Raw genomic sequence first — 12,538 nt, 5'->3', positions numbered from 1 at the left:
TCTGTCCTCAACTGTCGCTCCAGCCGGATCTACAAGAACATGGGGAAGGGATTCAGCCGGTCGTACGGGGTCGGTTCGGTGAGCCAGCCCAGCCGCACCGGCACGTCGAACAGCCGTCCGGGGGCGAAGCGGCTCCAGAAGGGCCGCAACCCCGGAACGACCACCCTGACCACCGGAAGGTCGATGTCGGGCCTGGTCTGATCCAGCACCAGCGTCTCCATCCCCAGCGCGGAAAGCTTGCGTACCAGCGATTCCACGTCGTCCCGTACGTCGGCCCGCCGGACGAACTTGAAGTCCGCGGCCCGTTTCGCCGACCGTCCAGGCGCCGGCAGCAGATACGGCTGATTCGCGACCGTAGCGTGCCGGAGCCACCGCGCCGCGTCGGGATCGTCGAGTTCGACGTCGTTCGCGAGCACCGCCGGGATCATCTGGTTGAGCTCGCTGACCGCCCTCCGCAGCGCCGTCCTGGGGTCCAGGTGGGCGCCGAAACCCATCATGACGTTCTCGCGGGGCCCGGCGATACTCCTGGACAGCGCGACCATCACCGGGACACCGAGATCCGCGGTCAGGTCGAGGACCCACAGTTCCCTGCCCGCCCGCGCGTACTGGCCGACCATCTCCACGGCCCACGGGTCGTCGAACGAGGCGATGTCGACGCCCGGCACCGGAAGCCGGTTGTACCACCACATCGCGACGGCGTCCCGTTCGACGAGTTCGAGCAGTCCTTGCAGGACGGCGTCTTCGATGCTGCTGCCGGCCGCGCAGCCGTTGGAGTCGGCGCGCATCCCGGTGATCCCGCACTCCAGCGGCACGCCGTAATAGAGGTACGCCGTCGGCATCAGCTTCCGCCGCTGCCGCGAAAGCGACCACAACGGCGTCCAGTCGACGGCCGCCTTCTCATCGAACCGTTCGGGAACGTGCTGGAAGATCGCGTGTTTGGCGTTCCACTCGTCGCGGCCGTCGTACTGGCGTTCGTCGAAGAGCATGCACGAGTTCGGGTGGACGGCGTCCTCACCGAGCGCGCGGAAGGTGTCGCGGATCCGCAGTTCGTCGCCCTGGTAGTTCGCGGAGAACCGTTCGATCGCCTCGCACAGGGCGCCGACCTCGGCGTCGAGCGGGCTGGCGCCCTTGCCGCCGTTGTCCCCCCGCAGCCCGGCTTGCAGCCCGGCTTCACCCCGCACCCGGCGCGCGACGTTGAGCCCGGACCGGTAGGCGTTCACGAACGCGGGCGCCCTCGGGTCACGGGCGATCTCCTTGATGATGCCGGTGACGGGGCTGACCAGGTGGCCGTAGCGGTCGAGCACCTCGACCGGGGTGAGCGTCCGGTGCCCGCCACCACCCGACGTCGCCTTCTTGGCCTCCCGCAACACGACCGGTTCGGCCGTCCGCGCGGCGACGATTCCTTCGTCACCGCATTCCGGGCACTGCGGACGCCGCCGCAGTTCGTGCAGCCGCCCCTGCAGGTCGAGGGTGTCGAGGATCCACACGGCCTGCTGACCCGGATACCGGTGTCCCGCCAGCCATTTGGACGCTTCGAGGGAGATCAGGTGCGACGCGGCCGCGGTCAGCGGCGGCACGGCGGGCATCGGGAACGAGGCCGGGCCGTCGTGCCCGAGGACCTCCTGCACGCAGGCCTCCGCGTGCCGGTGCCCCCACAGCCGGTTGGTCAGGCAGTGCCAGCAGCCGGACCGGCCGGGCCGCATGATCGGGCCGATCCACACCTGCGACCCCGACGGCCGGGCCAGCAACCAGGGCCTGCCGGTGCGCCGGTGTTCGGCGTCGATCTCGGCCAGCTTCGGGTCGAGGTAGTCGTCGCACAGCACGATGGCCAGTTCGGAAGCCGTCCCGACCACCTCGATCCCGCTCGCGACGAGCGCGTTCTCCACCTGCGAGGTGTCGACGCCGCGGCCGATCGCGGTCAGGCTCGCCGTCGCCGGCTTCTGACGGCAGGCCACCGCGGACGCGTCGAGACCGCACGCGTCCCAGTACGCGAGCGCGCGTTCGTCACCGCTGAGTTCGTCCGGGACGCGGATGGTGACCAGTCCCGCTTCCACGAGCCGGGCCAGCACCCCGGTGACCTGCTCGGCACTCATCCCCTCCGGGCAGGCGGAGAGGAGTCCGTCGAAGTCACGGGTGCCGTCGAGCAACGCCGCGACCGAGGCGACCTGCGCGCCGCGCATCGCGATGACCCCCTGTTCCGAGAACAGATAGGCGCCGTTGCCCTCACTGATCTCCGCCCGCAGATGCCGTTTGAATCCCAGACCGCCGGTGCTGGAGCCTGACCCGTTCGACACTGCCTCGCGCATGGGAACCCCCGTAGGTCGGTGCGGTCCCCGAATCCTGCTGCGCCGGGCCGCGTACCGGCCAGTGCGAGATTCACGGGTCGGACGTGAAAAACCCATGTTCTTCCGGGACACACGCACGCGGGACCTGGTGGACGGCTCACTGGCCCGGCACCCCGCCGCTCTGTCACTGTCGACGCACTGGGAAAGCGGGACACGACGCGTATCGAGCTGGAGGGCGCTTGCGATGTATGCCGGATCACGAGTATCGGACACGCACCACGGCTCGGCACCCAACCCGAATCCGGACCTGTCCGCAAGCCCTGTCCGCTTCACCTTGCTCGGCCCGCTCGAACTCGTGCGGGACGGGATCGACTACGCGCCGACGACGCCGAAGCTGCTGCAGGTGCTCGCCATGCTGGTGATGAGCCCGGGAAAGATCGTGCACATCGACACGATCGTGCAGGAGCTGTGGGCCAACGACCCGCCGCGCAGCGTCCGCACCACGATGCACACCTACGTCTATCAGCTGCGCCGGTGCATCGACGAGAACGACCTCGCCCCGTACGGCGAGACCATGCTGGCCACGAAACCGCCGGGGTACGTGTTCCGGATCGCCCCGGAGCAGGTGGACGTCTTCGAGTTCCAGACGCTGCAGAAACAGGGCCGGGAGCTGCAACTACGGGGCGAGCACGCCGAAGCCGCGAAGACCTTCCGGTCGGCGCTCGACCTGTGGTCCGGACCGCCGCTGGCGAATGTCCACTGTGGGTCGGTGCTGTCGGCGTACGCGGTCGACCTCGTCGAACAGCGGCGCAGCACCCTGCACCTGCGGATCGAGGCGGACATCTCGGCCGGGATGCGGCACGAACTGATCGGCGAACTGCGCTCACTGGTCACCGCGAACCCGCTGGACGAGGCACTGCACGGCCAGCTGATCCGCGTCCTCGGGCGCAGCGGGCGGCGATCCGACGCCCTCGCGACCTACCGCCAGGTGCGCGCCAGGCTCAACAATGAACTGGGCGTCGAGCCCTGCGACGAGTTGCAGATCCTGCACCACGACCTGCTCTCCGAGGGTGAACCCGCGTGAAGACCTGCTCCTGCCACGGAAAACGAAAGTGAGGATCGGCGGATGACCAGTCGTACCTATGGACAGTTCTGCGGTCTCGCCCGCGCGCTGGAGATCATCGGCGAACGCTGGTCGCTGCTGATCGTCCGTGACCTCGTCCTCGGCCCGAAGCGGTTCACCGAGTTGCGGGCGGGCCTGCCCAAGATCCCGGCGAGCACCCTGTCCGCGAGGCTCAACGAACTCGAACAGTCCGGGGTGATCCGCCGCCGGCTGCTCCCCCAGCTCGACGCCGCGGTGGTCTACGAACTCACCGAGTACGGCGGCGAACTCGACCAGATCGTGCTGGACCTCGGGCTGTGGGGCGCGCGGTCGCTCGGCAGGCCCGCTCCCGAGGACGTGCTCACCACGGACGCGGCGATCCTCTCGCTGTACACGACGTTCCAGAGCGAGCGGGCCAAGGGCGTCCACGCCACCTACGAACTGCACTACCCGGGTGGCATGGTCCTGCACGCGATCGTCGAGGACGGCGCGCTCAAGGTCGCGGGCGGCGCGCATCCCGGCGCCGACGCGACGATCGAACCGCTGGGCCCGTTCATCAAGGAACTGCTGAGCGGGGAACTCAGCGCCACCGACGCCACCCGTACCGGCAAGGTCCGGATCGACGGCGCCTTCGAGTACCTGGAACTGTTCACCGAGCTGTTCCACATCCCCGCCGCGCCCCAGGTGTCCCACGGAATCGTCGTTCACTGAACCATCCGGCGCGGTACCGCGGTCAGATGAGCAATTCGGAGTAACGGAAACGGCCGGTGCGCGAGATATCGTCGACATCCGTCACCGGCCGGTCTTTTCGCCCTAGGAGCACTTTCATGGCCTCACTCGATTCGCCACGTCCAGGCCTGCTCGCTTCGCTCAACGGGAAATACCACCGCGCGGCGCTCACCGTCTTCGCGCTGATCGTGCTGGCGCACTGGGCGGAACACCTCGTGCAGGCGTTCCAGATCTACGTCCTCGGCTGGAAGACCCCGGACGCCCGCGGTGTGCTCGGCATCCCGTTCCCCGAGCTGATCAGCTCCGAATGGCTGCACTACGGCTACGCCATCGTCATGCTGATCGCGCTGTTCGCCCTGCGCAAGGGTTTCGCGGGCCGCTCGCGGCAGTGGTGGAACCTGGCGCTCGGCCTGCAGTTCTGGCATCACATCGAGCATCTGCTGCTGCTGGTCCAGGCGCAGACCGGCTGGCGCCTCGGCGGCGGAACCGCGCCGAGCAGCATCATCCAGCTGTTCATCCCCCGGGTGGAACTGCACCTGTTCTACAACACGATCGTCACCATCCCGATGATCATCGCGATGCTCGTGCACCGGAAGGCCTCCGCCGCCGAGCGGGAGCTCACCGGCTGCACGTGCTCGCCCGAAAGCCGGCGTGAGCTGGCGACAACGGCGTCGTGACCAGGAGACTCTTCGCGCTACTGGCTCTTGTGGCGGCGTGGTTCGGGGTCGCGGTGCTCGCCGCGGCCCCCGCCTCGGCCCACGTCGAACTCCTCGCTTCGGATCCCGCCGACGGCGCCCGGCTCACCTCGGCGCCCGCTCAGGTCTCGATCACCCTGTCGGAGAACATCGGTATCCAGCCGAACTCGATCAAGGTCGTCGATCAGCAGGGCACGGACGTCGTCGCCGGACCGGTGTTCCAGCCGGGCGACATCGCCGAACAGGTCGCCGTCAAGCTCGAACCCGATCTTCCCGACGGCAGTTATCTTGTCGAGTACGCCTTCGTCTCGACTGACTCACATCCGGTGCGCGGCACGATCGCCTTCGTGATCGGCACCGGCCCCCTGATCACCTCGGCGGGCGCGGTGTCCGCCTCCACCGGCACGGATCCGGTGACCGACGCGCTGTTCACCACTTTCCGCTGGGGCTCGTTCGGCGGGGTCGCGCTGCTCGGCGGGCTGGTGTTCGTGCTGGTCTGCCGTCCGGGTGGCCGGACCGACCCGGCGGCGCGGAGGCTGATCACCGCCGGGGTGTGGCTCTCGGCCGTGACGGCCGTGGCCGGGTTCCTGCTGCAAGGCCCGTACGTCGCGGGCCGTGGCGTGGGCTCCGTCTTCGACCCGGCACTCATCGAGGCGACCCTGCGGGTGGCGTACGGGAAGCTCCTGCTCCTGCGCCTCGCCGCGATCGTCGCGCTCGCCGTGATCGTGCGACGGCTGCTGGCGGACGGCCTGCCGGACAGGCAGCGGTCGCGCTACGAGAACCTCGGTATCGCGGCCGGGTTCATCGTGATGCTGAGCTTCTCCGCGACCGGGCACGCGGTGGCCGACAAGATCATGTTCCTCTCGGTCAGCGCCGACCTCGCCCACTTCGGCGCGATGGCCGTCTGGATCGGCGGGCTGATCCAGCTGGCCGTGCTGCTGCGCGGCGAGTACTCGGCCTCGGAGGCCGAACCGGCGCTGGCGCGGTTCCATCCGATCGCCACCTGGTCGATCGTGATCATGGTGGTCAGCGGCGCCTACCTGGGCTTCCGGCTCGTCCCGTCGGTGGAAGCGCTCTGGACGTCGGCCTACGGCATCGTCTTCCTGCTGAAGCTGTCCGGGTTCGCCACGTTGCTGCTGGTCGCGAACCTGAGCCGCAACGCGGTGCGCCGCGGGGTCTCCGGCCGCGGCGGCACCGGCGTCGTGACCGCCGACCTGCGGAAACTGCGGGTCAGCGTCGGGGTCGAGGTACTGATCGTCGCCGTGGTGCTCGCGCTGGCCGCGACACTGTCCTCGATGTCCCCGACCGGCTGATCAGCGCTCGGTCGCTTCCGTCGGCGGGGTGAACGGGCCCCAGGTGAAGGCCCGGAGCCACGGCTCGGGATCGCCCAGCCAGTCCAAGGCGGCGATCTGGGCCGGGCTCCGGCGCCCGGAGAGGGACCGGTACAGCTCGGCGGGCGGGCCCGAGAGCACCGCGGCGACCGGCTCGGTGCCGGCGATCCAGCTGGCGCCTTCGGTCTCGATCCGCATCCCGGGCAGCCCGTGCTCTTTCAGCGAGGCGCCGAGGCCGCTGACGAGCACTTCGAAACCCCGCAGCCAGGCCCCGTGCGCCTCGGGCAGCGGGGCGCCGAGCGCGTACCGGAGATCGAGTTCGTGGGTGAAGGCGTCCATCACCATGATGTCGCCGCGGCTCTTCCCGTCGCCGTCCGCGGCGAGGATGGTGTCGGCCTCGGGACCGCGCTCGTTCCAGAGCCTCAGCAATCCGGCGACCGACGCCGTCTCCGGGACCGGGCACGGCTCTCCCCCGAAGCGGGTGATGACCCGATCGCAGATTTCGGTCACATGCGCGAGCAGATCCCGGACTGTCCACTGTGGACAAGCCGGGACGGCCCGCTCGCCCGCGCTCGCGTGCTCGGCGAGCAAGATCGAGATGTTCTCTCTGACCTGCCGATACCCTTCGGCCGCGGTCGCCGTATTCCAGCCAGGGACCCGAATTCGGCTGCTCGTCACGCGGCCACCTCCAGTAGGGGTAAACGATGGTCGTCCATTCTCCCACCGGTTCGAGGATCACCCTTCTCCCCGCTTGCGCGGACCGCTCGGCGCAAAGATCACCCACCCCTGGCGCGTGTCCTTGCGGCTTCAGGCACACTGGACGGGGAAAGCCCCGTGCCGCAAGGACTCTGTCGTCCCAACAACTGTCGCGCACCGGTGACGGATCGCCCACTGTGGAGGTGACCAATGGAGATGCCCGGCTTCGATCTGGCGTGGCGTGGTTTCAATCGCGCTCAGGTCCGGGAATTCGTTCGCGAGGTGGAAACCGAGCTACGACGAGCCGCCGCCGAACGCGACGAAGCGATCCGGCGCGCGGAGGCGCTCGCCGCGGAACTCACCGCCGCGTGCGAGGAGAACCGCGAACTGAAAGCCAGCATCGATCGGATCAGCCGCGTGCCGATCGCACCGGACGCGTTGCAGGAGCGATCGCGCCGGATGCTCGAACTCACCCGCGAAGAGGGTGACGACATCATCGCGCGCGCCACCGAGGAGGCCGCCAAGGCCGAGGCGGAACGGAAGCGGATCACCGAAGACTTCGAGCGCGCCATGACGCTGCGCCGGGCGGAGGCGATGCGAGCGCTCGCCGCACGGGACGAAGCCGCGCAAGCACGGGCGCGAAAACTGCTCGACAACGCCGCCGAAGAGGGCGAGCGCCTGCTCGCCGAAGCGCGGCAGAAGGCCGATGTGGCCCTCCACCTGCGCGATGACGTCCTGAAACAGCTGGTCGGCTGCCGTGAACTGCTCGCCGAGGCCGGTACGGTCCTGACCATGACTGAAGAACCGAAGCCGGAAGTGCCCGTTCAGCGCCGGAGCAGGCCAGAGACCCGCACCGGCGCTGAAGCGACCGCCTCAGGCGTTGTCACCTGAGGAAAAGACCACCGGCCTGATCTCCATCGCGTTGACGTGCGCGTCCGGGATCTCGCCCGCGATCTCGATCGCGCGCTCCTTGCTGTCACATTCGACCAGGTAGAACCCCGCGAGGTATTCCTTCGACTCCGCGAACGGGCCGTCGGTGACCACCGGGACGCCGTCACGCACCCGGACCACCGTGCTGTCCTTCGGCTCCCCCAGCGCCTGCGTCCCGAGCAGCTCGCCGCTCTCGGTCAGCTTCTTCATGAAAGGGTCGATGCGGGCGACCACCTCGTTGCGCTCCTCCTCGGGGAGGGCGTCCCACGCGGTGGGGTTCATCGTGATCATGATCATGTATTTCATCGGTGTTCCTCCTGGTCGTCCGGCCGGGTGCCCGGCCGTTCACGCTTGAGTCGGAGCCGCCGGACCATCCTCGACATCCTGGCACCCGCGGATTCCGCCCACCCGGGGTGGATACGTGGGGAGGGTATACTCGGCGACGGCTGGGGAACGACGAGAGAACGGGTGCGGAATGACGGGCTACGGCAGCGAGCGGGAGGCCTATCTCAAGCGCCTGCGCCGGATCGAGGGGCAGATCCGCGGATTGCAGCGGATGGTCGAAGAGGACAAGTACTGCATCGACATCCTGACCCAGGTGTCCGCCGCCACCAAGGCACTGCAGTCGTTCTCGCTCGAACTGCTGGACGAGCACCTCGCCACCTGCGTGGTCCAGGCCGCCGCCGCGGGCGGTGAAGAGGCCGACCTCAAGGTCCGGGAGGCCTCCGACGCGATCGCGCGGCTGGTCCGCTCCTAAGCCACTCCTCGGAACCCGCGCAGCCGCAGGCTGTTGGAGACCACGAAAACCGAGGAGAACGCCATCGCGGCCCCGGCGATCATGGGGTTGAGCAGGCCGAGCGCGGCCAGTGGCAGCGCGGCGACGTTGTAGGCGAACGCCCAGAACAGGTTGCCCTTGATCGTGCCGAGCGTGCGGCGCGAAAGCCGGATCGCGTCGACGGCGGCACGCAGGTCGCCGCGGACGAGCGTCAGGTCACCCGCCTCGATCGCGGCGTCCGTCCCGGTGCCCATCGACAAGCCGAGGTCGGCCTGCGCGAGCGCGGCCGCGTCGTTGACGCCGTCACCGACCATGGCGACCACGCGGCCTTCGGACTGCAGGCGCTTGACGACGTCGACCTTGCCGGCGGGGAGCACTTCGGCGATGAACTCATCGATCCCCACTTCGGCGGCGATCGCCTTCGCGGAACCGGTGTTGTCACCGGTCAGCAGGACCGGCCGGAGCCCGAGGGCCCGCAGTTCCCGCACGGCCTGCTTCGAGGTCGGCTTGACCGTGTCGGCGACGACGACCACACCGCGTGCCTCGCCGTCCCACGCGACCACGACCGCGGTCGCGCCACGCTCCTCGGCGGCCGCCTTGACCTGGGCGAAGTCGTCTCCGACGGTGATGTCGTGCTGTTCGAGGAGAGCAGTGCGGCCGGCCAGGACGGTCTTCCCCCCGACCTCACCGACGACACCTAGGCCCTCGATGTTGCGGAACCCATCGACCGGCGGTAGCTGACCGAGCCGCTCTTCCGCGGCCGTGACGATCGCGCGGGCGATCGGATGCTCCGACGCGTGCTCGACCGCCGCGGCGAGCCGGAGCACCTCGGTCTCGTCGGCCCCGTGAAGGTCAGTGAGGCTCATTCTCCCTGCGGTCACCGTGCCGGTTTTGTCCAGGACGATGGTGTCGACCTGACGAGTGGACTCGAGCACTTCGGGGCCCTTGATGAGGATGCCCAGCTGCGCGCCCCGGCCGGTGCCGACGAGCAACGCCGTCGGCGTGGCCAAGCCGAGGGCGCACGGGCAAGCGATGATCAGGACCGCGACGGCGGCGGTGAAGGCGGCGTCCGCCCCGCTGCCCGCGCCGAGCCAGAACCCGAGCGTGCCGACCGCGAGCGCGATCACCACTGGGACGAACACGGCCGAAACGCGGTCCGCGAGCCGCTGGACCCGGGCCTTGCCGTTCTGCGCGTCCTCGACCAGCCTCGCCATCTGCGCGAGCCGGGTGTCGGCTCCGACCCGGGTGGCGCGGACGACGAGCCTGCCCCCCGCGTTGACCGTCCCGCCGACAACGGTGTCGCCGACGCTCACCTCGACCGGGACGGCTTCACCCGTCAGCATGCTCAGGTCGACCGCCGATCCGCCGTCGGTCACGACGCCATCGGTGGCGATCTTCTCCCCCGGCCGCACGACGAACTCGTCGCCGGACTTCAGCTCCCCGATCGGGACGCGGGTCTCGACACCGTCTTTGAGGACGGCGACGTCCTTCGCCCCGAGTTCGAGCAGTGCCCGCAGAGCGGCGCCGGAGCGACGCTTGGAGCGGGCCTCGAAATAGCGACCGGCCAAGAGGAACGTGGTCACCCCGGCGGCGACCTCGAGATAGAGGTTGCCCGCGCCGGAGCCGCGTTCCATGGTCAGTGCGAAGCCGTGCCGCATGCCGGGTACTCCGGCGGTGCCGAACAGCAGCGCGTACAGCGACCAGAGGGTGGCGGCGGCGACCCCGAGCGAGATCAGGGTGTCCATGGTGGCGGCGCCATGGCGGAAGTTCGTCCAGGCGGGGCGATGGAACGGCCACGCGCCCCAGGTGACGACGGGGGCGGTCAAGGCCAGCGAGACCCACTGCCAGTAGGTGAACTGCCAGGCCGGGACCATCGCCAGCACGATCACCGGGACAGCGAGCACGGCGGAGATCAGAAGCCGTCGCCGGAGCCCGGCTGCCTGGTCGTCCACTTCGTCAGGCTTGGGCGGCTCGGCCGTATAACCGGCCGATTCGACGACACCGACGAGGTCGTCCACCGACAGCGCGGCCGGGAAATCGACCTGCGCCTTCTCGGTGGCGTAATTGACCGTGGCTGAGACGCCGTCGACCTTGTTCAACTTGCGTTCGACCCGTGCGGCGCACGAGGCGCAGGTCATCCCGCCGATGGCGAGTTCGACGCGCTGGGACGTCTCGACGCTCACGGCGTACCTCCCGTGTGGCCCTCGTGATGTCCTTCGTGCTCACTGGTCGGCGCGGGCGAGGATGGCGCCGGTGTCTCGTCCGGCGGCCCGACGGCGGAGCCGATCGCCCAGGCGACGACGAACACCGCGACCAGGGCCGCGGCGAACGCCGACACCTTGACGGCGGTGCTCACGAGACGAGCTGGTAACCGGCCTCGGTGACGGCCGCGTCCACGATCTGGACATCGAGCGCGGCGTCGCTGGTGATGGTTACCTTGCCACTGGCCACGTCCACGTTCACGGCACTGACGCCCGCGATGCCGCTGACCTCCTCGGTGACGGAGGAGGCGCAGTGCCCGCAGGACATGCCCTTGACGGTGTAGGTGGTTTCGGCCATCGGTACGAACTCCTCTACAGGACAGACGAAGCGATCACTTCATTTATACCCCATGGGGGTAGGGGTGTGCATTGAGGGTGCGGGCACACTGCGGCGATGAGGAAGATCTCCGCCATCGGCATCGGCGCCGGCGACCCGGAACACCTGACCGTCCAGGCCGTCCGGCGGCTGAACGAGACCGATGTCTTCTTCGTTCTCGACAAAGGTTCAGAGAAGCAAGACCTGGTGGGTCTGCGCCAGGAGATCCTCGACCGGTTCGTCGAGCGGCCCGGCTACCGCGTCGTGCGGGCGCAGGACCCCGAACGCGACCGTACTCCGGACGACTACCGGAAGGCCGTCGCCGACTGGCACCGGCTCCGCACCGACGTCTACGAGACCATGATCGGCTCGCTGGGTCCCGATGAGCGGGGCGCTTTTCTGGTGTGGGGTGACCCGGCGCTCTACGACTCGACCCTGACTCTGCTGGACGCGGTGCTCTCGCGGGGAAACGTGGAGTTCGAGTACGAGGTCGTCCCCGGCGTCAGCAGCGTGGCCGCGCTGACGTCCCGGCATCGGACCACGATGAACCAGATCGGGCGGCCGGTGCTGATCACGACCGGACGGCGTCTCGAAGCGGGCTGGCCCGCGGACGCGGACGACGTGTTCGTGATGCTGGACGCGGGCTGCACGTTCTCTCGCTTCGCGGACACAGGACTGGAGATCTACTGGGGCGCCTACCTCGGCACGCCCGATGAGCTCCTGCTGTCCGGCCCGCTCACCGCCGCTCTCGCTTCGGAAATCCGCTCCGTGCGCGCCGCGGCGCGGTCACGGAAGGGCTGGATCATGGACATCTACCACCTGCGCCGCCCCGTCGGCTCCCAGGGCTGATCCCGAGTTCGCGGGGCGGGCTCGCGCATCAAGTGCGTGACCGGACCGCTGGTGCGTGACCGTGTGGATTTCAGGACGTCAGATGTCCCAAAATCCACACAGTTCCGACCGGCCCAGTCCTGTCCCGGTGGTGTCGGGTGCGCGGAACGACAGGCACCCGAGTGCCCTGCTTCGCTCCCGCCCCGCCAGCTCCCAACCGCCCCGTCACACCCGTGCCCCGATCCGCAACTCGCGTGCTTGAGCGCGTAACTCGCGTGATCGGGTGGCGATCTCGCGTGATCAGACGGGAACTCGCGTGATTGGCTGGCGATCTCGCGTGATCAGGCGGCGAACTCGTCCCAACCACCCCCGTCGAGCCTGTGCCCGGATCCGCAACTCGCGTGCTTGAACGCGTAACTCACGTGATTGGGCCCGTATCTCGCGTGCGTGAATGGCGAACTCGCGTGATTGGTTGGCGAACTCGCGTTATCAGGCGGCGATCTCGTGTGATCGGGTGGAGGACATGGTGTTGTCCGGCCAAGCACGGGTGTTGTCCGGTTGAGCACGGGTGTTCGCCGTTTGGGTGCGGG

General features: G+C 68.9%; 12 protein-coding genes and 1 pseudogene. 7 read left to right on the top strand and 6 right to left on the bottom strand.

Annotated elements, in window-relative coordinates; all coding sequences use genetic code 11:
• Positions 1 to 29 precede the first annotated feature (29 nt).
• Positions 30 to 2,306 carry a TOMM precursor leader peptide-binding protein gene (locus BS329_RS32625; protein ID WP_076165803.1) on the bottom strand — a complete coding sequence of 759 codons (2,277 nt, stop codon included), beginning with the start codon at positions 2,304 to 2,306 and terminating at the stop codon, positions 30 to 32.
• Between the two features lie 223 nt (positions 2,307 to 2,529).
• Here BS329_RS32625 and BS329_RS32620 point away from each other — a divergent pair, with 223 nt between their 5' ends.
• From BS329_RS32620 to BS329_RS32605, 4 genes are all read left to right on the top strand, one after another.
• Complete coding sequence (locus tag BS329_RS32620) at positions 2,530 to 3,369, top strand: AfsR/SARP family transcriptional regulator (protein ID WP_208619312.1); 840 nt, start codon at positions 2,530 to 2,532, stop codon at positions 3,367 to 3,369.
• A 42-nt stretch (positions 3,370 to 3,411) separates the two neighbouring features.
• Positions 3,412 to 4,098 carry a winged helix-turn-helix transcriptional regulator gene (locus tag BS329_RS32615; RefSeq protein ID WP_076165800.1) on the top strand — a complete coding sequence of 229 codons (687 nt, stop codon included), beginning with the start codon at positions 3,412 to 3,414 and terminating at the stop codon, positions 4,096 to 4,098.
• 116 nt (positions 4,099 to 4,214) lie between these two features.
• The gene (locus tag BS329_RS32610; RefSeq protein ID WP_076165798.1) at positions 4,215 to 4,793 is read left to right on the top strand and encodes a hypothetical protein; all 579 of its coding nucleotides are present in this window, start codon (positions 4,215 to 4,217) and stop codon (positions 4,791 to 4,793) included.
• The gene (locus BS329_RS32605; protein ID WP_076165795.1) at positions 4,790 to 6,124 is read left to right on the top strand and encodes a copper resistance CopC/CopD family protein; all 1,335 of its coding nucleotides are present in this window, start codon (positions 4,790 to 4,792) and stop codon (positions 6,122 to 6,124) included. Before BS329_RS32610 ends, BS329_RS32605 begins: the two co-directional genes overlap by 4 nt.
• On the opposite strand, the gene BS329_RS32600 is transcribed toward BS329_RS32605, so the two are convergent.
• Positions 6,125 to 6,820, bottom strand: a complete 696-nt coding sequence (locus tag BS329_RS32600) for a maleylpyruvate isomerase family mycothiol-dependent enzyme (protein ID WP_076165792.1) — start codon at positions 6,818 to 6,820, stop codon at positions 6,125 to 6,127. It abuts the gene before it with no gap.
• Between the two features lie 228 nt (positions 6,821 to 7,048).
• Here BS329_RS32600 and BS329_RS32595 point away from each other — a divergent pair, with 228 nt between their 5' ends.
• Complete coding sequence (locus tag BS329_RS32595; RefSeq protein WP_076165789.1) at positions 7,049 to 7,729, top strand: M protein; 681 nt, start codon at positions 7,049 to 7,051, stop codon at positions 7,727 to 7,729.
• On the opposite strand, the gene BS329_RS32590 is transcribed toward BS329_RS32595, so the two are convergent.
• Positions 7,712 to 8,074 carry a YciI family protein gene (locus tag BS329_RS32590; RefSeq protein WP_076165786.1) on the bottom strand — a complete coding sequence of 121 codons (363 nt, stop codon included), beginning with the start codon at positions 8,072 to 8,074 and terminating at the stop codon, positions 7,712 to 7,714. The two genes, BS329_RS32595 and BS329_RS32590, sit on opposite strands and share 18 nt — an antisense overlap.
• A 169-nt stretch (positions 8,075 to 8,243) precedes the next feature.
• Between BS329_RS32590 and BS329_RS32585 the strand changes: the two genes are divergently transcribed.
• Positions 8,244 to 8,525, top strand: coding sequence for a metal-sensitive transcriptional regulator (locus BS329_RS32585; RefSeq protein ID WP_009081418.1), 282 nt, complete (start codon positions 8,244 to 8,246; stop codon positions 8,523 to 8,525).
• On the opposite strand, the pseudogene BS329_RS32580 reads toward BS329_RS32585, so the two are convergent.
• From BS329_RS32580 to BS329_RS32575, 3 genes and pseudogenes are all read right to left on the bottom strand, one after another.
• A pseudogene (locus BS329_RS32580) lies at positions 8,525 to 10,681 on the bottom strand (heavy metal translocating P-type ATPase); the annotation flags it as partial. The gene BS329_RS32585 and the pseudogene BS329_RS32580 overlap by 1 nt on opposite strands.
• Before the next feature lie 41 nt (positions 10,682 to 10,722).
• On the bottom strand, positions 10,723 to 10,899 hold the full coding sequence (locus BS329_RS44010) for a hypothetical protein (RefSeq protein ID WP_167480044.1): 177 nt from the start codon (positions 10,897 to 10,899) through the stop codon (positions 10,723 to 10,725).
• The gene (locus tag BS329_RS32575) at positions 10,896 to 11,102 is read right to left on the bottom strand and encodes a heavy-metal-associated domain-containing protein (RefSeq protein WP_076165783.1); all 207 of its coding nucleotides are present in this window, start codon (positions 11,100 to 11,102) and stop codon (positions 10,896 to 10,898) included. The genes BS329_RS44010 and BS329_RS32575 overlap by 4 nt, the downstream gene beginning before the upstream one ends.
• A 96-nt stretch (positions 11,103 to 11,198) precedes the next feature.
• On the opposite strand from BS329_RS32575, the gene cobF reads away from it, so the two are divergent.
• The gene (gene cobF / locus BS329_RS32570) at positions 11,199 to 11,969 is read left to right on the top strand and encodes a precorrin-6A synthase (deacetylating) (protein WP_076165781.1); all 771 of its coding nucleotides are present in this window, start codon (positions 11,199 to 11,201) and stop codon (positions 11,967 to 11,969) included.
• The last annotated feature ends 569 nt before the right edge of the window (positions 11,970 to 12,538 follow it).

The sequence above is a fragment of the Amycolatopsis coloradensis genome (genome assembly GCF_001953865.1).
Taxonomy (GTDB): Bacteria; Actinomycetota; Actinomycetes; order Mycobacteriales; family Pseudonocardiaceae; genus Amycolatopsis; species Amycolatopsis coloradensis.
The sequence above is the reverse complement of the archived record's forward strand: the minus strand, read 5'-3'. Positions and strand labels throughout refer to the sequence as shown.